This window comes from Nitrospira sp., assembly GCA_024760525.1.
Taxonomy (GTDB): Bacteria; Nitrospirota; Nitrospiria; order Nitrospirales; family Nitrospiraceae; genus Nitrospira_D.
In genome coordinates this window covers 2893790-2914575 of record CP060499.1, presented here as the reverse complement: position 1 = coordinate 2914575, position 20786 = coordinate 2893790, and the positions used below count along the sequence as shown (strand labels likewise).

General features: G+C 54.4%; 20 protein-coding genes. 11 read left to right on the top strand and 9 right to left on the bottom strand.

Features of this window, described 5'->3' with window-relative positions; genetic code table 11:
- The first annotated feature begins 84 nt into the window (after nucleotides 1-84).
- The 4 genes from H8K04_13640 to H8K04_13625 all read left to right on the top strand — a co-directional run bounded on the left by H8K04_13640 (nucleotide 85) and on the right by H8K04_13625 (nucleotide 4322).
- A complete protein-coding gene (locus H8K04_13640) occupies nucleotides 85-1542 on the top strand; it encodes a PAS domain S-box protein (protein UVT14873.1) in 1458 nt (485 codons plus the stop codon).
- Nucleotides 1539-2192, top strand: a complete 654-nt coding sequence (locus H8K04_13635; protein ID UVT14872.1) for a response regulator transcription factor — start codon at nucleotides 1539-1541, stop codon at nucleotides 2190-2192. Before H8K04_13640 ends, H8K04_13635 begins: the two co-directional genes overlap by 4 nt.
- Before the next feature lie 1116 nt (nucleotides 2193-3308).
- A complete protein-coding gene (locus tag H8K04_13630) occupies nucleotides 3309-3701 on the top strand; it encodes a nuclear transport factor 2 family protein (GenBank protein ID UVT14871.1) in 393 nt (130 codons plus the stop codon).
- 174 nt (nucleotides 3702-3875) lie between these two features.
- A complete protein-coding gene (locus H8K04_13625) occupies nucleotides 3876-4322 on the top strand; it encodes a GNAT family N-acetyltransferase (GenBank protein UVT17980.1) in 447 nt (148 codons plus the stop codon).
- 16 nt (nucleotides 4323-4338) lie between these two features.
- Here the strand turns inward: H8K04_13625 and H8K04_13620 are convergent, their stop codons facing one another.
- Nucleotides 4339-4668, bottom strand: a complete 330-nt coding sequence (locus H8K04_13620) for a hypothetical protein (protein UVT14870.1) — start codon at nucleotides 4666-4668, stop codon at nucleotides 4339-4341.
- A gap of 16 nt (nucleotides 4669-4684) precedes the next feature.
- Here H8K04_13620 and H8K04_13615 point away from each other — a divergent pair, with 16 nt between their 5' ends.
- Together H8K04_13615 and H8K04_13610 are read left to right on the top strand one after the other, a co-directional pair.
- Nucleotides 4685-6154 (top strand): alkaline phosphatase D family protein, encoded by a 1470-nt coding sequence (locus H8K04_13615; protein UVT14869.1) that lies wholly within the window; start codon nucleotides 4685-4687, stop codon nucleotides 6152-6154.
- A gap of 107 nt (nucleotides 6155-6261) precedes the next feature.
- Entirely contained in the window at nucleotides 6262-6744 is a 483-nt protein-coding gene (locus H8K04_13610) for a hypothetical protein (GenBank protein UVT14868.1), read from the top strand.
- A 199-nt stretch (nucleotides 6745-6943) separates the two neighbouring features.
- Here H8K04_13610 and H8K04_13605 read toward each other — a convergent pair whose 3' ends face one another.
- Complete coding sequence (locus tag H8K04_13605) at nucleotides 6944-7432, bottom strand: hypothetical protein (GenBank protein ID UVT14867.1); 489 nt, start codon at nucleotides 7430-7432, stop codon at nucleotides 6944-6946.
- 693 nt (nucleotides 7433-8125) lie between these two features.
- On the opposite strand from H8K04_13605, the gene H8K04_13600 reads away from it, so the two are divergent.
- The 5 genes from H8K04_13600 to H8K04_13580 all read left to right on the top strand — a co-directional run bounded on the left by H8K04_13600 (nucleotide 8126) and on the right by H8K04_13580 (nucleotide 13336).
- On the top strand, nucleotides 8126-8467 hold the full coding sequence (locus H8K04_13600; GenBank protein ID UVT14866.1) for a PqqD family protein: 342 nt from the start codon (nucleotides 8126-8128) through the stop codon (nucleotides 8465-8467).
- Between the two features lie 274 nt (nucleotides 8468-8741).
- Entirely contained in the window at nucleotides 8742-9779 is a 1038-nt protein-coding gene (locus H8K04_13595; protein UVT14865.1) for a hypothetical protein, read from the top strand.
- Nucleotides 9776-11011 (top strand): nucleotidyltransferase family protein, encoded by a 1236-nt coding sequence (locus tag H8K04_13590; GenBank protein UVT14864.1) that lies wholly within the window; start codon nucleotides 9776-9778, stop codon nucleotides 11009-11011. Before H8K04_13595 ends, H8K04_13590 begins: the two co-directional genes overlap by 4 nt.
- A 12-nt stretch (nucleotides 11012-11023) precedes the next feature.
- Nucleotides 11024-11488: a lasso peptide biosynthesis B2 protein gene (locus tag H8K04_13585; GenBank protein UVT14863.1), complete on the top strand. Its 465-nt coding sequence runs from the start codon at nucleotides 11024-11026 to the stop codon at nucleotides 11486-11488.
- 36 nt (nucleotides 11489-11524) lie between these two features.
- On the top strand, nucleotides 11525-13336 hold the full coding sequence (locus H8K04_13580; GenBank protein UVT14862.1) for an ABC transporter ATP-binding protein: 1812 nt from the start codon (nucleotides 11525-11527) through the stop codon (nucleotides 13334-13336).
- Between the two features lie 135 nt (nucleotides 13337-13471).
- Here the strand turns inward: H8K04_13580 and H8K04_13575 are convergent, their stop codons facing one another.
- From H8K04_13575 to thiC, 7 genes are all read right to left on the bottom strand, one after another.
- On the bottom strand, nucleotides 13472-14404 hold the full coding sequence (locus H8K04_13575) for a hypothetical protein (GenBank protein ID UVT14861.1): 933 nt from the start codon (nucleotides 14402-14404) through the stop codon (nucleotides 13472-13474).
- A gap of 978 nt (nucleotides 14405-15382) precedes the next feature.
- Nucleotides 15383-15802: a group II truncated hemoglobin gene (locus H8K04_13570; GenBank protein UVT14860.1), complete on the bottom strand. Its 420-nt coding sequence runs from the start codon at nucleotides 15800-15802 to the stop codon at nucleotides 15383-15385.
- Nucleotides 15803-15824: 22 nt separating this feature from the next.
- Entirely contained in the window at nucleotides 15825-16916 is a 1092-nt protein-coding gene (locus tag H8K04_13565; protein UVT14859.1) for an aminomethyl transferase family protein, read from the bottom strand.
- A 33-nt stretch (nucleotides 16917-16949) separates the two neighbouring features.
- On the bottom strand, nucleotides 16950-17327 hold the full coding sequence (locus tag H8K04_13560; GenBank protein ID UVT14858.1) for a histidine kinase: 378 nt from the start codon (nucleotides 17325-17327) through the stop codon (nucleotides 16950-16952).
- Nucleotides 17328-17339: 12 nt separating this feature from the next.
- Nucleotides 17340-17855: a tetratricopeptide repeat protein gene (locus H8K04_13555; GenBank protein UVT14857.1), complete on the bottom strand. Its 516-nt coding sequence runs from the start codon at nucleotides 17853-17855 to the stop codon at nucleotides 17340-17342.
- A 92-nt stretch (nucleotides 17856-17947) separates the two neighbouring features.
- Nucleotides 17948-18748 carry a thiazole biosynthesis protein gene (locus H8K04_13550; protein UVT14856.1) on the bottom strand — a complete coding sequence of 267 codons (801 nt, stop codon included), beginning with the start codon at nucleotides 18746-18748 and terminating at the stop codon, nucleotides 17948-17950.
- 36 nt (nucleotides 18749-18784) lie between these two features.
- Nucleotides 18785-20695 carry a phosphomethylpyrimidine synthase ThiC gene (gene thiC / locus H8K04_13545; GenBank protein ID UVT14855.1) on the bottom strand — a complete coding sequence of 637 codons (1911 nt, stop codon included), beginning with the start codon at nucleotides 20693-20695 and terminating at the stop codon, nucleotides 18785-18787.
- Nucleotides 20696-20786: the final 91 nt, after the last annotated feature.

Sequence of the window (20786 nt, the reverse complement as noted above, 5' to 3'; positions counted from 1 at the left end):
CTGGCGACGCTGGATCTTCTGTTGCTTCGTGTCCAATAGTCGTCGAATGGGAGATGGTCGTGTTTCTTCACGTCACGGACGGTGATGAGCACTAACTACGCCCGAGTCCTGATTCCGCTGATCCTCGTCGGGACCTTCCTTGTCGACATGTTCATGCCATGGGGGTATGCGGCGTGGGTTGTTGGTGATGCGTTCGCTGTGCTGTTGGCGCTCTGGATCGAGTGGCCGAGTGCTCCGTACATTGTTGCGGCCGTCGGGACCGTCCTCCTTCAAGTAGGGTACACGCTGTCTCCTCCGGGCATTCCGCAGGACATCGCGACTTTCAATCGAGTGTTGGGCATGGCCCTCCTCTGGATTACGGCGGCGCTTGTGGCGCGAGCGAGAAGGGCGAAACTCGACGATGCAACCAGACGACTGGGCGCTATCGTGGAGAGCAGCAGTGATGCCATTCTCAGTGTCACACCCGATGGATTTGTGACCACATGGAATGCAGGTGCCGAGGGTATCTTCGGCTATACCGCCAGCGAGATGATCGGTCGTTCGATTCTGACACTTGTTCCAGCCGATCTTCATCAGGACAAAGTCCGGTTGCTGGCCTCAGTGCGGGGAGCGCAGAATATTCATACCTATGATGCAGTCCGGTTGACGAAGGATGGCCGCCGTATCGATGTGTCGGTGACATTATCGCCGCTCAAGGACACAGTCGGTCAGTTTGTGGGTGTGTCGAAAGTCATTCGGGATATCAGCGAGCGGAAGCGGGCGGAGACACTCCTCCAACAAGCGCATGCCTCAATGGAGATACGAGTTCATGAGCGAACCTTCGAATTGAGCAATGCCAACCATTCCCTGCGGGAACTTTCCAGCCGGCTAATGCAGGTGCAGGAGGAGGAGCGAAGCCGGCTCGCACGTGATCTGCATGACGAAATCGGACAGTTGCTCACTGCCCTGAAAATCGATCTGCAGGAAATCCAGAGTCGTGGGCCCGGAGAGGTCCGTTCCGGTTCCCTCACGGATAGTCTTCAGTTGCTGGACCGGCTGCTGACTCAAGTGCGGACCTTGGCGCTGGATCTACGACCGTCACTCCTCGATGATTTGGGTTTGGTTCCTGCGTTGCGATGGTATGCGAACCGGCAGGCAGAGCGCAATGGATGGGTCCTTGCTTTCTCCGTTGAGGGAATGGTCGGGCGGGTCCCGGTTCCCCTGGAAGTCGCCTGTTTTCGAGTCGTGCAGGAGGCGATGACCAACATCTCGAAGTATGCGAGAGCCAGGACCATCGACCTGACGCTGCGTCGGCAAGATCAAGAAGTCATCCTCATTATCCAAGACGACGGGGTAGGATTTGACGTGATGTTGGCACGGCAACGTGCTCGTGGAGGAGAAAGCATGGGGTTGCTCGGCATGGAAGAGCGTGTGCGATTGGCGGGTGGCACCTTGGCGATTTCGTCAACGCCCGATCATGGGACCAGACTTCAACTCTGTTTCCCGCTCGCCCAACACGATCAGGCTAATCAGCATGGACAGGTTGAGGTGATGTCACCATGAGTTGCCTCCGGGTGCTTCTGGTGGAAGATCATGCGTTGGTGAGAGCCGGGATGCGGGCTCTCCTGCAAAAAATCAACGGCCTCGAAGTCATCTCGGATGTGGGAGATGGATGGGAAGCTGTCAAATCTGTGCAAACGGATGCTCCCGATCTCGTGCTCATGGATATTGCGATGCCGGGATTAAACGGGCTTGATGCCACATCGAGGATCGTCAAGGAATCCCCGAACACGCGGGTGATTCTGCTGTCGATGCATGCCAACGAAGAATACCTTCAGCAGGCTTTGCAGGTGGGTGCGTCCGGTTATTTATTGAAAGGTGCGGAACTGGCTGAACTGGAGTTGGCCATCAGGACAGTGGGCAAGGGCGAAAGATACCTCACTCCGGCGGTTGCAAAGTATGCGATTGAAGCGTATCGAGGAAAGTCCGAAGGGCCGTCCGGTCCGCTGGCCAAGCTCAGCATGCGTCAGCGCGAAATCCTGCAACTCATTGCGGAGGGCCGCACGACAAAAGAAATCGCCAGCTATCTCAATTTAAGCGTCAAAACGGTCGAAACCCATCGATCGCAGCTGATGGAGCGGCTCGAAATTCACGATGTGCCGGGGCTCGTCCGTTTTGCTATCCGTGTCGGGCTCATCCAGCCCTACTCTTAATCCTCATCTCAGGTCCTCCACATTCCCACGATCGTTCCGTGAACTTGCTAGGGTTTCTGAGGAGGCATTTCACCTCTCTCTAAGGGTTTCCCCGATAGGCCTTCTCGCTGTCTTCTGACAGGCTACACTCCGATTACTAGGTACATTGCTTTGAGCATTGATTAGGAGGGAGCAAAAGCAAATGAGCGAACGTGAGCCGTTCTCCGTTCCGGTAGGTGGCTGAGGAAGCAGCCGGCTGCTCAGCATCCTTAAGTGCCGACAGCTAGGTCTCTGAACAAGGAAGGTGGCACAAATATGAACGTAAAAGGATTTATCATTGAAGATGATCAAGGGAGAGAGCTCGTGATGGTGTGTCAACAGCCCTATGCGGAACCGGGGAAGACCTTTATTCTCAGGGGTTGGCAGCGGCGGCGCCTGGTTCCGCTGCGGTATACAGAACCGGAGCTTCGAAGAATGGTTGGCGGAGTGCTGACCACACTTCATGACTTGTTTATAAGTCTCCCAAGACCAATCGAACATAGATGTCGTTTCTTCCTATGCGGCGCCTGTGACACCTGTTTGGGAATTGAGGAAGAGAACTCCATTGAGCCGGATCAGTGAAATTGTGGGAACGATGGCGAAGAAGGGTTTTTAACGATTGGATGGTCCGATGAACAAGTCCGGCGGTCACCGCACGGATTTCATGTCTATAATCCGATCTATCCATGGGATATCTTTCGTACGACTTGACGGGCGATGCCGGAGCCATTTTGCCTGAGCCATGCCATATCGGTTGAGAGAGGCGACCTGAGCGATGGCCGGACCATAAGTAAAGCAGTACCAAGCCTGAAAGTCTGAATCTGATCCACCCAACCTAGCCTAACCTTCCGTATCCCCTGCCTTGACAACCGAGGTGGTTACGGCAGTGCTGCTTTCCCATGGAAATTTCTGTCAGTCCATCAGTACCGATTTGGCCAGACGGCAGCGCACACCCCGCACTGTTGCTACGTCTGCCGATGCGGTTCGCATTGTTCATCATTTTTCCGGTCGCAGTCGCATGGCTGCCTGTGAGAAATGTCCTCGCCGTGCTCCACCTGGTTGCAGTATGATACGACTCCGCTGACTGAGAGGCATTCTGTGTTGAAACAGCGCATCGAAGACGTCACAAAAGCCAACCAGAAATTCTACGAAGCCTTTGAGAGTCTCGACATTGCGATGATGGACGAGATTTGGGCGCATCAAGAATACGTCACCTGTATTCACCCAGGCTGGACCATTCGTTCCGGGTGGCCCGCCGTGCGTGATTCCTGGGTGCTGATCTTCAACAATACCTTTTCGATGAAGTTTGAACTCACCGATGTCATGGTCCAAGTGGCAGGCGATATGGCGTGGGTTATCTGTGTCGAGAATCTCACAACGCAACAGTCTGACGAACCGCAACAAGCCAAAGTGCTAGCCACGAACCTCTACGAGCTCATCGGCGATGAGTGGCTGATGATCCATCATCACGGGTCGCCCGTGATGGGGTGAGAGGGAATGCGGGCAGCCTAGTCGTTTCCTGTGCTCGCCCAACGCGCGGCCTCAGAAGGCCCTCGTTGGATGCGCGCAGTTAGGAAACCACTTGGCCGCCCGCTGAAGAAAAAGGGAGAGAAAGAAACAGGTCGGTGTCGCAAAACGAGGCGACGATTCTATCGCAACGTGCTCGTGACCCATACAATTCGCCGATGCACTCTTCACGAACTTGACCAACTCGTTCCGCTATTTGACGCCTACCGTCAGTTCTACGGGCAGCAGTCGGATATCATGCTCGCCCACGAATTTTTGAGTAATCGTCTTGTTCGCGATGAATCGGTAGTCCTCATAGCCGAGGACATCGCTGGGAGTGCGGTCGGCTTTGTCCAGCTCTACCCGACCTTTTCATCGATCCTCGCAGCCCGGATGTATCTGCTCAGCGACATGTTCGTTGCATCTCATGTACGGCGAAGAGGCATCGGGACTTTGTTGCTCAAATCAGCTGTCGATACTGCTCGTGCTGCTGGAGCGGTTCGTGTGGAACTGGCGACAGCCATCACAAGTATTTCAGCGCAACGGCTCTATGAAGCATTAGGGTGGCAGCGGGACAGATTCTATCAGTACGGCCTATCGCTGTAGCCCAGGACCATGATGGTCAAAGCTTTGGAGCAGCGATGGGTACTTCGTCCATGCGGATGGTCTTCATCCATTCGGTGGCAATGGTGTCTCGTTCTTCCATTGCCATGCCTGCATAGGTGTGGAACATCTGAGGCCCGCGGCGGCGTCGCCACGTGAGAAAGTTGAGGAAATGGTCTTTGCAGACGGATCGAGTGCCGGCCGGGGCATAGGGTTTCGCTAGGCAGTCTGGCACACAACAGTTTATGTCTTGCACATGATCCTCGTTCGACTCTGCCCAGTATGCCGTTCGGATCCGTGGATTTTCAAGCCCAATGCTGGTCTCCTGCTTGACCTTCTTCATCAGCATAGGGTACGACTGCCCGATGCACAGGTTCTTGCTGTCGGGTTGTTTTTTTGCCCTTGTCGCTCTGTCCGTCGGCTGTGCTGCCTTTTCCAGGGAGACGATTCGGTCGAGTAGCTCATTTGAGGAGAAATCCTTCCTAGCATCGGATCTCTTGCCCCAAGGTCTGGCTGTTGGTGATGTCAGCTCACACGGGGCGTTGCTCTGGCTGCGTACTGATGGGCCGGCATCGGTTCAGGTTGAGTGGGCACCAGTCTCCATGTGGGAACGGGCTTCGAAACTGGCGTCGGTAGCGGCCCCCGCATCGAGAACGGCATACGTGACGACGACCGCGGAGGCGGATTACACGTTGACCATCCCTCTTGATGGTCTCAGCCCTTCGACGCGCTATCGTTATCATATTCTGAACAGTTCCGCCGACCAGACCGGAAAGCAGCTGGCGGGGAAGCTTGCAGCAAAGGGAGAATTTCTCACTCTGCCGGATGAGAAAACCTCCGCACCTGTGACGTTTGCCTGGAGCGGAGACCTTGGTGGCCAAGGACGATGCCGCCAAGGAGCAGGCGGCTATCCTATCTTTGACGTCATCCAGCGACAGGAGATCGACTTCTTTTTGTTCCTCGGTGATACAGTCTATGGCGATAGTCCTTGCCCCTCGCCCCCAAACGAGCCTGGAGCCGACTTCAAAGCTACGACGCTGCAGACCTATCGAGTGCGCCATCGCTATCAACGCGGCGCCGCGGCGCTCCAGCGATTTTTGAGGACGGTGCCTGTTTATGTGGTCTGGGATGACCATGAGGTTCGCGACAATTTTTCAGGCCCGTTTGATGAGCAAATGCCGGCCGGCCGGCAGGCGCTCAGGGAATACTGGCCGATCGCTTCTCCCGAAGATGATCCCAATCGGATGTATCGGAGCATTCGCTACGGAGCGGATCTTGAGCTCTTCATTCTGGACACGCGGCAGTATCGGAGCCGGAATGAGGATCAAGACAGTTCTACTAAAACCATGCTCGGGACTACGCAATTGCGATGGCTGCTCGACGGATTCCGCGCGTCCACAGCAACTTGGAAAGTCATCGTGACCTCTGTTCCGCTGTCGATCGTCAAAGGTGGTGTGGGCAACGATGGATGGGGAGGTGAACCGAACGGCACCGGCTTTGCGCGCGAACGGCAGGTGATTGTCGACGCAATTCTCGAACACAAGATCAAGAACGTAGTGTTCCTTGCGGGGGATGTGCATTGGGTTCAGGCCAACGCCTATGATCCTGATCAGAACGGTATCATTGATTTTCACGAGTATATGGTTGGACCTCTCTCGGCCAGGCCTGGAAGGCTCACTGCGGCCAGCGAGACGCTGCATCCGAGGCGCTTGATCAACGAATCGGGATATCAGAACTTCGGCGTGATCCGTGTTACAAAGAACGCGTTCGAAGTGACGGTGGTGGACGAGGCAGCCGTGAAGCGATTTTTTCACGTCGTGGAGGCTCGGCCGTAGGTCTGCGACCGTCCAGCCCTCTTGCAATTGCTACAGATGGCCGGGTACCGTACGGCTCCCAAGGGCATTGGTCAAATCTACTCCAACGACAAGAAGGGGAGAATGTTATGTCAGGAATGATGTCCGCCGATGAGATCTTTAACAAAGCAGAAGCGGCGGCTGTAGCGGCAACCGGACCTGATGAAAAAGCTCTGCAGATCGACTATGACGCACTGAGGGAGAAATTTCGCAAAGCGTTGGGCGACCGCAAAGTTGCGCTCTGCCATGTCAATAGATTTCTGCCGGAAGGGTACGAAGATCAAGGTCGGTTCAATCTGGTGCTGTTGACGGCCGGCAATGTCTTGTTCGACATCGTTATTGGGGATACCTACTTCCGCTACGATGTTGTGTCAGTCGGGCAATTGGATAAAGTGCAGCTGATCGATGCGATGTGGGACAACAAGGAAAAACGCCGGGAAGAGCCTTTTTTGAGTTTGCGCCTCATGCACGGGGATGAAGCGCATCTTCTGCTGGCCTTGGACGACGACGAGCGTGCGATCCTCCTGAGGTTTGCATCGGCTGTGACGGCAGCACGAAATCCGGAACGGTAACTCTGTAATCGTGTGGTCGGTCGTTTCTGGTTAGGTCAGGTCTCGCTGAATAGGTGGTATTCAGCGAGGAACGCTTCGATACCTCCACGGTAGTCACAATTCCCTCAATGGTAGAAAACGTCGGGTGCCGTGTTTCGGTCGGTCGCCGCCCATCGTTTCGTCACACAAGATTCAATGCATTCGTCGAGAAACTCCTGCATTAATCGGCGTTGTTCCATTTCTCGCAGGGACTCAGACCCTCGATGGAGCTATCTCGCCAGATCAGGCACAGCTTGGTTTCATGACGGTTGCCAAATGTATCCATGTATGAGACGACGCCCAGCGTCACAATGAACCAGTCTTTGCGCTCTAGATACATACCCTGTTCGTCGGTCAGTGGAGCCAGCAAGGAAACAGTTCGAGACACGATAGAGCCCGGATCAATTTCACCGATGCTTTCACTATCAGTTGCCAACTTCAACGGCATCTCCCAGTCAGGAAGCTTGTTCGAAGGCCAGACCGTCATCACCAGACGAATCTTGGTCTTCAGTGCAGGGGAGGAGCCGGTATTGTTAAAGAACACTGTTGCTTGTGGGACGTTATGTTGGACGAGAGGGCCGACAATGGTCGCCCCCTGCACCTTCACCCACGCACGCTCATCAGCAGGATGCGTTGTGTTCCTCATCAGCAGGATCAGAGAAACCGTCATCAGGACGACTGCGAGGAGAGTGACCAAGCTGACCGCAACATACTTGGGATTGTTTAGGATGCTCTTCCGATTGTCATGATCGAATTGTTCTTGTTGGTGCACGCTGTTGGAACTGGGCTGGCTAGGATCCGTCATTTGTGGTTCGCGATGGAGGCCATCACCACAGTCACCGATTTGTAGATCTCCTTGTCTCCCCGTCGGGCAATGTTGCGATCAATCTGCTCCGTTCGCAAGGGAAAAGTCAGCAAGCCTGGTTGTGAGGCTGATTGCCTGCTGACCTTGCCTAAGAGAGTCCATCCACCAGCAACTTCTCATTAAAAGTTTGGGCTGGGTGTTTGAAGCTGAATCCATCCTTCCCAGGGAACTCCCCTTTCTGCCGAACCGGTTGTCGACTTGGCTCGCGTCACTTTCTCATTGTAGCGATGGCCGCTTGCACGGGCATTTCCGCTTCTTCAGCAAAACAGTTTACTAGCCCTACCCACCTGACGAAGCCATCTTGAATGCTTAGAACGTTCAAAAGTGTGCGGTGTGCGGACCTTACTGCCCCTCCAAAAGCAGCATATTTGGATCATCAAAAATGAGGTATTTTTGAATCCAACGCGGAGGAGATCAGCCGTTTCCGTCCAGACCGAATGTCATATTCTGACATCGACGAGATCGTCGTAGGTACAGCGGACTAAGGAGGGAGTCACCATGTCAGATGTCTCACAGGCGCCCGCACTTCCTATCGTGCCCGATCACCTCGTCAGTCAGGAGATGCTTGATCGAATCATTCTCCGACCCGGCAGCGATGTGCAGAGTACGAACATGGACGGGGAGACAGTGCTGTTGGATCTGAGTACCGGCCGGTACTACACGTTAAACCGGTTAGGCAGCGTCATTTGGGAGCATTGTACTGGCGACAACACAATCGGCGACATTCATGCGGTCCTTTGTGACCGTTTTGATGTCGCTCCAGAACGAGCCCTTGACGATCTCGTCACCCTGGTCAGCCAGATGATCGGGGAAGGGCTACTTCAACAGGAAAGGAGGTGAAACAGCATGAAGGCACAACAGAAAGAGTCATATGCCCAACCAATTCTTGTCAAGCATGAACTATTGCGGGATATCACCGCAACCCGTTCTGGCTATGGCAATGGACATAAGTATGGGAATTGGGGTAATTGGGGAAATTTTGGAAATTTTGGGCATCGGGGTGGCCGTCACTAAAGTTTGATGGGCCGGGAGCTGGCTGTTTCGCGAGAAACAGCCAGTCTACCTTTCAGCCCTTGTCGAGCAAGTGAGTACAGATTTCGACCTGAGGAGAAACATGACGAGTTGTGTAGTCAATCAGCCCATGACCGAGTATCTATTCTCTCTCTATGGAAGGTCGGTGCGCTATGTCACGACGTGTCCCTTCCTTGCTGCGCCAGTGAATGAATTGCTGAGACACTTTCGGCGAAACTCCCTCGAAGAATCCGTTCCGCTGACTCTGTGGTTCCAGGCTGCTAAGAACCGAGCTCATATTCCTCTGATCATGTCGCCGTTGGCGCGTCGACTATATTCAGGAACCGGCGAAGAGCTCGGAGATAAACGACCGACAGGGTTGCCGTACCAGGTATTTCATGATGACGGACGCCTAATAGTGGACTTTTCCGATGTTGGAGTGCTGGTGATTGATGCCAAGCAACAGAAAGCCGATGGCTACTTGATCAATCCCGAGACTATTCACGAAGGTCTGATTGAATACTTGTTTCACCTCGCCTTGATCGAACTCCTGCGATACGAGGGGCTCTATACGGTTCATGCAACTGCGCTGGAGAAATACGGCCGGGCGGTCTTGATTCCAGGGAATAGCGGACGCGGTAAGACGACTTCATTTATCTCGCTGCTGCGATCAGGCTATCGCTATATTTCCGACGATCATCCGTTGATCAGAGACGCCGGCACACATGTCGATATTCTGCCTTTTCCAATCAAGATCAACGTGACCGAAGAAACAATCGAGTTTTTCCCAGAGCTGAGAAATGCCCCTGATCACATACTGCGCCCTGGTTTTCCCAAGCGAGGGTTTTACGCGGAGGAACTTTACCAGACCTCGGTTGGTGAGTGTTGTCATCCGGCCATCATGCTGTTCCCCCATGTCGTCGATTCCACTCAGAGCCACGTGGAGCTCATTCCCAAGAGCCGCGCAATGGAACTGCTCCTTCCCCAGGCCTTGTTGGTCTATGATTCTGAGGTCGCGAGGAGAGAATTCCGGGTTTTGGCGAAACTCGTTCAGCAGGTGGATTGTTACCGGTTGCATTTTGGACGAGATATCCTCGACCTCCCGAAACTAATCACCCCACTTCTTGAGCAGGCCAGATGATGATGGAACGGCCCATTGACCGACGGTTTCCCCTGTCATCAGAATCCGAACTCTTGGTCTGGTGTGCCCGTACGGTTTTGACCGATGATCTCAAGACACGTATCAGGCAAAGAGTGCAAGAACCGCTGGACTGGGCGGTCCTCGGTGAGATGGCCGAATATCATGGCGTGATACCGTTATTGTATAGGAATCTGTCCACAGTCGCGTCCAACCTCGTGCCTGCCGAATCATTAAGCCGGTTGCGACACAAAACCCAGGTCGGAGCACTACTGAATAGGGCACTCGCCCAAGAACTCATCACCCTATGTGAAACATTCAACGCGCGCGGAGTCCCCGTGATTCCGATCAAGGGAGCCACGCTTGCGGCGTTGGCATACGGCGATGTGGCTCTTCGCGATTTTACCGACCTTGATCTCCTTGTTCCTGAAGGCTCAATCAAGGAGGCACAGGCTATCCTATCGATACTTGGCTATGAACGAAGAAGGGCTGAGGCCGAGTTGGGTGATCCGCATCATGATGACGGGCCGCATCATGTGTTCGTGAAGCCTCGGACGCTGTATCGTGTGGATCTACAGTGGCAGATGGTCCATCAACACTTCGTCTTTCGATTGGATCGCCCGGAATGCTGGGAGCGGCGGATCTCTGTGGTGTTCGAGAACCGTACGGTCTTAGGATTGGCACCGGAAGATCTACTGATTGTGCTGTGTGTTCATGGGTCGAAGCATGCCTGGGAACATCTCAAATGGGTCTGTGACGTGGCCGAACTCCTTCGTGCCCAGCCCGGTCTCGACTGGGAGCGGATTGTGCGGGTTGCGTCGGACTGGCGCTGCCGACGCCTGGTTTATATGGGGTTGTCGCTTGCACGTCTAATGTTAGATGCGCCACTGCCTGAGGGAGTCCTTGCGAGGCTCAAGACTGATACAGATGTACAAGCACTTGCCCACCGAATGCCCGCCTCTTTACTGTCGGATGGGTATGATGGAGTCTGGGAAGAACAGGCGGCGGCACTCTATTTCTCCTTAAAAGATTCATGGTGGGAGCGCTGGCGATTTGGGTTACTCCTGTGTCGTGTTCATAGCCCTGTGGCGGCAACTCCTCCTCGGTGGGTTCGCTGGGGCACTGCCCTTTCTTGTCTCTCTCGCTTGATCGTTCCCCTTCATCGAACGATCAAGCGGCTTCTTTCACCTGCAATTCGCGGAGCGATCAATCGTTGGGTCGCACACGGTGGTTAGATTGCATCATTTATGAGCCTGCTCGTTAAAAAGTACTGGACTGTGCTTCGAGTAGGTCTGATCGTAGGATGGGTTCGTCTCTTGTTGCGATTCAACAGTCTGCCGCTGGTGCTGGAGCGTTTAAGTTTGTGCTCACGGGCCGTAAGGTCTGACGATGCTGCAATGAGGAGGCTCATCTACTATGTGGATCGTTGGCTCCAACTGTTTCCCTATAACGAAAGGGGAAACTGCTTTCCGCGGGCATTGGCGCTCTATCGACTTGCTCGGCAACGGGGATACCCGGTTCGTTTTCACTGTGGAGTCAGGAAAGAAGCGTCGAATCTTGACGGCCATGCATGGCTCACATTGGGTTCCGAGGCATTCTACGAGCCGGGAAAGCAGTGGCGATACTTCACCGTAACTTTTTCGTATCCTTCCGATTCAGTATCGGGCGTGAGCCGGGTGGCTGCCAGTCACGGTCCACAAGTCAGAACATGAAGTCTTGAAGACTTTTGCTCCGCGGTTCCGTTGCCCATGAGTATCATGATGAATCGCATAGCTCCTTTTCTAATCACGGTCCGCCGCGCGCTCTCATTTGTATGGCAGAGCAGTCCAACGTTAGCTATCAGCAGCATCGTGCTGCGCGTCATCCAGGGACTTTTCCCGCTGGCGATGCTGTATCTCACGAAACTGTTGATCGATGCTGTGACCGAAGGGCTGAAGACTCCTTCGGACGAATCTTCCTTGACTCGCATCATCATGATCCTTGCGGGGTTAGCAGGCGTTGCGGGGGCTAGTGCCATGCTGAATGTGGCCGCAGGTCTGATTTCCAAGATACAAGCTCAAACCGTTACCGATCACATGTACGGACTCCTTCAGGCAAAGTCGATCGAGGTCGATCTTGAATACTATGAAAATGCTCAGTATCAAGATACGTTGCATCATGCACAACAAGAGGCTCCCTATCGACCGATTGCCATTCTCAACGCCTTGCTTCAATTGGGGCAAAACACCATCTCATTGCTCTCAATGGTAGTCATACTGTGGTGGCTGCATTGGGGGATAATTCCGATCTTAATACTGACGGCGATTCCCTACCTCTTATTGAGGGTGCAGCAATCCAACCTGCTTTATGCTTGGGAGCGTGAACGCATCCCGCTCGAGCGTAGGGCCTGGTACGTCAACACGCTGTTGACGCAGGCTACGGCAGCAAAGGAAATCCGGCTGTTTGACCTTGGGCCTAGGTTGCGAGAATGGTTCCAAGAGGCCCGATCGGTGCTACGCCGGGAATTCATTGCCCTAGAGCAACGTTGGGCGGTTAAAACTCTTGTCGCGCAGATTATTGGTGTAGCCGGTGTATTCGGAATCTGCAGCTTTGTAGCAGTCCGAACATTCCATGGGCTGCTCACTATGGGTGACCTGGTCATTTGTTTTCAGGCCGTGCAACGGGCATCCGGGTTTCTGGAGGGATTTGGGCAGAGTGTGGCAAACCTCTATGAGAGCAATTTGTTTCTCGCCACATTGGATGAGTTCTTGAGTATTCAGTCTCGTTTGCCGAAGGCAACACATCCCAAACCGCTCCCTCACCCAATCACGCAGGGCATTGTGTTCGATCATGTGTCATTCCAATATCCGCATGAAGAACGTGTGGCGATCCGAGACTTCACTTTTTCAATCGGTCCCGGCGAGCATGTGGCGTTTGTCGGAGCTAACGGTGCCGGAAAGACGACATTGGTGAAGCTGTTGTGTCGTCTGTACGATCCATCGGGCGGGCACATCACAATCGATGGGACGGATCTAAGGGACTACTCCGTCACTGATGTTCGAGGTATGGTCAGCGGTATTTTCCAGGATTTTGTGAAGTTTCAGCTATCGGCAAAAGAGAACATCGTCATGGGCGTGAGATCTTCCGAAGTTGACGATTCTGCCGTCATCCACGCGGCCAAGCAAGCCGGGGTCCATGAGGTCATCGAACGCTTGCCGCAGGGATATGACGCATTGCTCGGTAAGCTGTTTGATGGTGGGTCTGAACTGAGCATCGGGGAATGGCAGAAAGTGGCGCTGGCTAGAGCGTTACTGCGAGACTCGCCAATTCTCGTCCTCGACGAACCCACCAGTGCGATGGACGCCAAAGCAGAGGCAGAGCTGTTCGAGCGGTTTCACGAGCTGGCCCAAGGTCGCATTGCCATTTTGATCAGTCACCGGCTGTCCACAGTGAAAATGGCGGATCGGATCTTTGTTGTCGATGAGGGGCAAATCGTGGAACAAGGGACTCACGATGAACTGATGCGACGGCAAGGACTGTACGCCGGCCTCTTTCTGACCCAAGCCCAGCATTATCAATAACCGTGGTGTTTCGTAAATCCAGCGCGCGGTAGTCTCATGCGCCTTTCCCAGCACACGTCTCGGACAATGCGCCAAGAAACGTCGGTGGCACCCTCAGCGCCAAGATGAGATCAAGAGACACTTGGAGCCGGCTCGCTACGGCGTTTCTTCCACCACAACATAGGGAACAGTGGCGTCGATATCAATCGTAACAAAACGCTGTTCATTCTTTTGCTGCTGAGGTCCCGCACTCGTCTCGAGATATGCATACACGAAAATCGCGTATTTTCGCTGACTGACAGCGAGAATGTTGGTGGCTAACCCGTCGCCGACAGTGGCAGCACCTCCCGCCGTCAGGTTTGTCACATAGCTCTGCGTGTTCTGTGACCAGACCGGAATCCAGTGGTCACGATCGACATAGTGCATACCGCCGCTTCGCGCCCAACTCTCGACATAAATGCCAAGATAAGCGGTAGCCGAGGCTGGTGCGCTCTCGGTGCCCGTAAAGCTGGCGCTTGTCAGCCATTGCACATAGGGCCGGATGCTGACTTGCGCATCGCCAAATTCAGGCAGGAAGAACAGGCCGGCGCCGACAATGGCGTAAGAGCTCTGGCCGGAGTACGAATAAGAGTTGCACGAAAGTTTTCCCTCCTGGATGATTTGCGAATCCTTCGAATAAATAATTGCGTGCGGTCCTGGTTGCTTCCAGGCGTAACGATAATACCGTGTCCAATCCTTGGTGTTGTTACGGTCAGGCCCGTAAATATGGAATAAATCCCGCGCGGTTGGGATAACCGGCTTGAATAAATTGTGATGTGCGATCGTCAGTATCGTCGAGGAATTGACTTTGTGGAAGACACCCCCGTGTAAGCGTTGACCACGAACGGGAAGCACATCTTTTCGAAACCCATTCATTTGATTGCGAACATATTTTGGAATTGATTGGCCGTTGGGCAATTTCCATTTTGGATCGGCAGCGTTGCAGCCGGTCCGGATGAATCGTGAGTTGAATGATGCGACCTGCAAGGATTGGATGGCGGTCATCACATCCCGTTCGCCGATTTGTTCTCTGCTGGGTGGTGTCTTCATCGCAACTCCTTTCTGATCAGCCGGTCAGGGTGTTATCGTGCCAACACATTGTCTATAGCTGAGCCGTCCTTCTCGTGGCGAACTCTACGTTGAATGCTGAAATATAGAGCGAAGTTGCATTCTGAGAGTTGAGTTCTCAACAGAGTATCATCGACGGTGGAACAAAACCTTCGGCACTATCGGCACTTCACGAAACATTGTCAAGTTACCTCTGTGCAAGGTGTGGAACTGCGAGGAGATATGGAGAGCGGTTGTTTCGGTTCAGTCAAAGGCGACATTGCGGTGGGTTCGTCAACCAGAGCCGTGGACTGATGAATGCAGAAAAAGAGGTTCTCGATCTGAGGTTTAGTCTTGGTTCTCGGAGGAATTGCGACGAAGCCGTTTACGCAGGAGAGCGAACGACTTTGTCAGAGAACCATGAGAAGCAGTTGAACGTGAGGGGGCTCCAGAGTGCTTGGCATCGCCGGTGGTCTGGTACAAGGGCGTGTCTCTGGCATAAAACCGGCTTACGTCTATCCAGGCCTCACATCCCATCGAATTCTGTTCTGCATGAATCGGAGGGGTTTGCCCCCGGTGGGAAGAATTGGATGAGAAGATCACGGTGACGTCGTCTCCCTAGTATGCCGTAGCGCGACTACCCCGAAATGATCTATTTACGATTCCCAGCTTACAACACCACACTGCTTGCAACCTATACCTCACTCGTAGGCCTACGCTGTGTTAGTGATTCTGGAGGACTCGCTTAAACCTGATCGAGGACGCTCTGTCCGGGACCTTGCTTCGACTCTCTCGCTACAACAGCAAGGAGGATGCCACGAGAAGATTGTGTCTGTGGAGCTAGAGCTGTCTGTTCATCGCGGTGATTTTGAAAGAGAATATGGGGTTCACATCTTGATGCAGATCCGAGCTCTGTATCTGGAAAGATCCAGCTCTGTATCTCAACGTGAACATCGGAGGCTCAAGAAGGTGCGTCCCCTCCTAATACTCTCCCGCGTTGACTTCTCTGACTCGTTCTGCCGGTATACTGAGGGCGGCCAAGAGGTAATCCTTAAATTGGTCGTTGTATGGCTGGACGGCGAGCGCTCGTTGCATACAGTAGAGCCACGCATCACGCTCTGCATATCCAATCGCGAACTGTTTGTGGAACCCCGGAATGCTGATTGGGCCATAGTGTTGTTGAAAGAGCTTGGGGCCTCCAAGCCAGCCACACAGGAAATAGGTCAATTTTTTGCGCGACTCTGAGAGGTCAGGCGGGTGCATGTTTCTGATGGTTTCGGCTTCCGGCAGTGTATCCATATTCATGTAAAATGCATCAACTAATCGGGTTATCCCCGCCAGTTTTCCGGCCTCCTGGTAGGGGGTCGTACGGACGTCATCTTCCTGCTCATGAGGTGGCATAAATATTCGCGGGATATAGATGTTACGGTTTGGTATAGATGGGTAAGGTGTGAACGATGGCCTCGTGCGGTACCCCGTCGATCTCGACCGAGAGGACAGTGTCGGGTTTGCTGAAGTCACGCAGAGGAAATCCGAGCGCAATGACTTTATTGAGCTGAGGGGAGTGAGCGGCACTACTGATCCAGCCCACCTCACGATCGCCGCTATGGAGTTTAGCCCCATGCGGCGGTACGAGGGAGTCCTTGAGCACCAGTCCGACGAGTTTACGGCGGACGTTGCCGTATGTATCCATACGCGCGACAACTTCTTGTCCTGGATAGCACCCTTTATTCAGGCTGAAGGCTTTGCCTTCGAGGTTGGCCTCAGGCGGGACAATCTCTTCATTCAAATCGGGTCCGGCCTTGGGAATGCCGGCCTCCAGGCGCAGGGCTTCCCGTGCCTGACTTCCAATGGCTTTGATTCCAAATTTCGCTCCGGCCTGCATGGCATTGGTCCATGCAGTCGACACGCCGTCTATGGGGAGCAGCACTTCGACATCCGTTTCTCCCGTCTCTTCCGTACGCAACACGAGGGCGTGATGCCCTCCGATCTGCGCGGTAACAAAATCAACCGGTTTTAAGTCTGAGACTTCGACGCCGAAGGCTGATTGCACCACGTGAGCGGTTTTCGGCCCACTGATCAGCAACAGTCCCCAACTTTCGGCGCAGTTTTCAATCTTGGCCTTGGTGCCGTAGAGCAGGAATTTGCGCAGAGCCTGAAATGTCGTGTCTCCGATCTCACCAACGTCTTCCAGCATGACCGCTTCGGTCTGCAGATACAGGCGGAAGTACGTGAGCATCTTGCCCTTGTGGGTTAACAGGCTGGAATAGCGACCCTGGCCTGGTTGAAGCGGGAGAATGTCATTGCTGATGACGCTCTGCAGCCACTTCACGCGATCCTCGCCCGTTACTCTGATTTTGCCACGATGGGAAAGATCAGCCAGCCCCACGGCCTGACGGACGGCGCGGTGCTCGGCAGTGGCATCGCCATAATGGGCGGGCACTTCCCAGCCAGTGAGTTCCTGGAAGGTTGCCCCGAGTTGAATATGTTGTGTGTAAAGCCGGGATCGTTTCATCGATTACTCCTTCGACTTTCCGTCCGACACTGGTTACCGTGAGGCGGCGGCAAGGACTTCGTCCACGAGGTCTTTGGTTCGAGCAGAAAATTCATTGCGGGAGACGATCTTTGTGACTCCAAGCGCCTTGGCACGGTGCCAGGTCTCAACTTCTTCATGATTGGCAAAGGCCAGCGTCGGGATGGTTTCCAACCGAGGATCGGCTTTCAGCCGTTCCAACGCCTGAAAGGCATCGAGGGCCAGGTCGTTCATATTGAAGATGACCATGCCTGGGTCGACGGAAACAGCTTTGTCGACGATATCTTGCTGCACGCGGGCCTTCTCAATGTGATAATCGGTCTGCCGTAGTGCGTCCCGGACTTTGGTATAGAAGAAAAGGTCGGTGATGGCGACAAGAATGGTTGTTGGCATGGAGGTGTGATTTCAGTTTAGTGAGCTGATCAACCGTCCCAGCGCCTTCCTGGCGAGCGCATAGTTGGGGTCCAAGGTGAGGGCTTTTTTATACGAATCGATGGCCTCCGTCCAGTTTCCCTTGCGCTCGTACACGCGTCCGAGATTGAGGTGCGGATAGGCCGGGCTTTCGTAACGCTTGGCCTGCATCGCTTTCTGGAACCATGTAATGGCCTCGTCGAATTCGCCCTTCTCGATCAGATAGGCGCCGATGTCATTGTAGGGGTTGCCGAAGTCAGGATCCTGCGCGATGGCTTTGTGGCATTCTTCAATGGCGTCATCAAGTCGTCCCATGAAGCTGTACGTCCACCCCAAGAACGTGTAGGCCTCGGCAGTGGGATGGGAGGCGATCGACTTCCTATAAAGATTGACTGCCTCTTCGAGGTCACCCTTCATTTGCCGCTCAAAGGCCTGTTGAAACAGATCCCAGGCCTGGCGCTTATCCTCCTCGCGACCTTCACCCTGTAATAAAAAATCTTGCATGTCCATGGTCAGGCTATTGAAAAAAGTTACCAGGGTCGTGCTCGTTGCCGGATGATCCTTGTGATCAGACTGCCGGCCGCGTGGGGTGACTAGATTCGTTACTCCTGTTTCAGCTTCTTCTTAATCAATTCCGCGCCGTACCTGCCGGATAAGAGCATCGAGCCGAAGGCGGGCCCCATTCTCGGTGTGCCGTACACGGCGGCGACGGCTAAGCCGATGACAAAGCAATTTGGATACACCTCTCCAGTTCGGTCCATGACTTCTTCTTCAGATCGTGCAACCCACATGGCACCGTTTCCCGGAACCTTGTTGTAGAGGTTCCGCTTGTGCAAGAGCTCGACCACGACAGCATCATGGCCGGTTGCATCGACCACAATCTTGCTCTCAAGGGCGATGGGATCCACATGGATGATGTCATGACCAGCCATCTCGACGGTGGTGCTGTTGACGACGACCCCTTCCAACGAGCCGTCGTTGCGGAGGATCAGGTCCACCACTCTCGTCAGGTTCATCAGCTTGGCGCCGGCATTGTATGCTGCAGCGATCAGGGCACCGGTGGCATGCGGAGGATCAACCATGTACATCCCTTCGCATTCTTTGATCTTCTTGCAGGGCACGCCGATCTCTTCGAGGATTTCATTGGCCGGGTCACAGATGGTGGCCTTGTTCATGAGATACCCGCCTGACCAGAATCCACCACCCAGAGCCAGGCTTTGCTCGACAACCAGCGTTCGAAATCCCATTTTCGCCAGGTCATGCGCGCAGATAAGCCCGGATGGGCCTGCGCCGACGATGATCACGTCGCTCTCGATCAGCTGATCGAACTCTTTATAGTATTCCCGGGCGATCTGCCGGGTGATGTCCCGTTCACGCAAGGGGGCTGGTCGTGGTTTGGCCATGGGGCACTCCTTCAGCATCCGTCTTCTGTATTCATGCTAACGATAAATCTCAGAACCAGTCTTCTTAAATTCCTCGGCTTTCTCCTTCATGCCGATTTGAATCGCCTGTTGTTCGTCGATTTGCAATTGTGCGGCATAGTCGCGGACGTCTTGAGTGATCTTCATGGAGCAGAAGTGTGGGCCGCACATCGAACAGAAATGCGAAACCTTGGCGGCGTTGTCCGGGAGCGTTTCATCGTGGAATTGCTGCGCGGTCTCCGGATCAAGGGAAAGATTGAACTGATCTTCCCAGCGGAACTCGAAACGTGCTTTCGACAGGGCGTTGTCCCGCGCTTGGGCGCCGGGATGGCCTTTGGCCAAGTCGGCCGCGTGCGCGGCAATTTTATACGTGATGACGCCGGTCTTGACGTCTTCCCGGGTCGGTAAGCCCAAATGTTCCTTGGGGGTCACGTAGCAGAGCATAGCGCAGCCGTACCATCCGATCATGGCGGCCCCGATGCCGGACGTGATGTGGTCGTAGCCGGGCGCGATATCGGTCGTCAGCGGCCCCAGTGTGTAAAACGGCGCCTCATGGCAGGCCGCAAGCTGCTTTTCCATGTTGGCCTGAATCATGTGCATGGGAACGTGACCGGGGCCTTCGATCATGACCTGCACATCGTGCCTCCACGCAATCTTGGTCAGTTCGCCCAATGTATCGAGTTCGGCGAACTGCGCGTCGTCGTTGGCGTCGGCGATCGATCCCGGCCGGAGCCCGTCGCCTAAACTGAAGGCGACATCGTAGGCCTTCATGATCTCGCAGATCTCTTCGAAGTGGGTGTAGGCGAAGTTCTCCTGATGATGGGCCAGGCACCATTTCGCGTGGATCGATCCGCCGCGCGACACAATGCCGGTCGTTCGTTTGGCGGTTAGGGGCACATAGGCCAGGCGTACGCCGGCGTGAATCGTGAAGTAATCGACGCCCTGTTCGGCCTGTTCGATCAGCGTGTCACGGAACATTTCCCACGTCAGGTCTTCTGCCTTGCCGTTCACCTTTTCGAGCGCCTGATAGATCGGCACCGTTCCGATCGGCACGGGTGAATTGCGGATGATCCATTCCCGTGTTTCGTGAATGTTCTTGCCCGTCGACAAATCCATGACGGTATCAGCGCCCCATCGGGTGGACCAAATCATCTTCTCGACTTCCTCCTCGATGGAGGAGGCAACGGCGGAATTGCCGATGTTCGAGTTGATCTTCACCAGAAAGTTGCGGCCGATGATCATCGGCTCGCTTTCGGGATGATTGATGTTGGACGGGATGATCGCGCGGCCGCGGGCGACCTCATCACGCACAAACTCCGGCGTAATGACCCGAGGAATGTTGGCGCCCCAAGAGAAGCCCGGGTGTTGTGTCACGCCACCACCATGACCGTGTTGCGACGCCGTCTCGAATGCCGCTTGGCGAGATTGGTTCTCGCGGATGGCGATAAATTCCATCTCCGGAGTCACGATGCCTTTCCGGGCATAATGCAACTGCGTGACGTTCATACCCGGTTTTGCCCTCAAGGGCTTGCGGATATGTTGAAACCGGAGTTCGGCCAGCTTTGGGTCGGTCGCGCGCATGCGGCCGTAGGTCGAACTCACCTCAGGAAGTTCCTCAACGTCCTGCCGGCTCAGCACCCAGGTTCGCCGTAACGGGGTGAGGCCCTGACGAACATCGATCGCCATGGAGGGATCGGTATAGGGACCTGAGGTGTCGTACACGATCACGGAGGCGTTAGAAGATTTCGTTCCGTCCGGTCCTTTGGTGGGAGTGAGGGAGATTTCTCGCATCGGTACACGGACGCCGCGCTGAGCGCCGTCCACATGGACTTTTCGCGATGCAGGGAAGGGCGTCGTGGTCAAGGGAGAAGACGGAATGGTCGTCTCAGTCCCGTTGACGGATCCGTTCGTATCGGTAGGGATGCTCATAGTGAGATCCTTTCGTAAGTGGCCGAATCTGTGAGGCCAAATGCTTGCAGCACCTGCCGCCAATAAAAAAAGCCGCTTTCCCGGGAGTAGG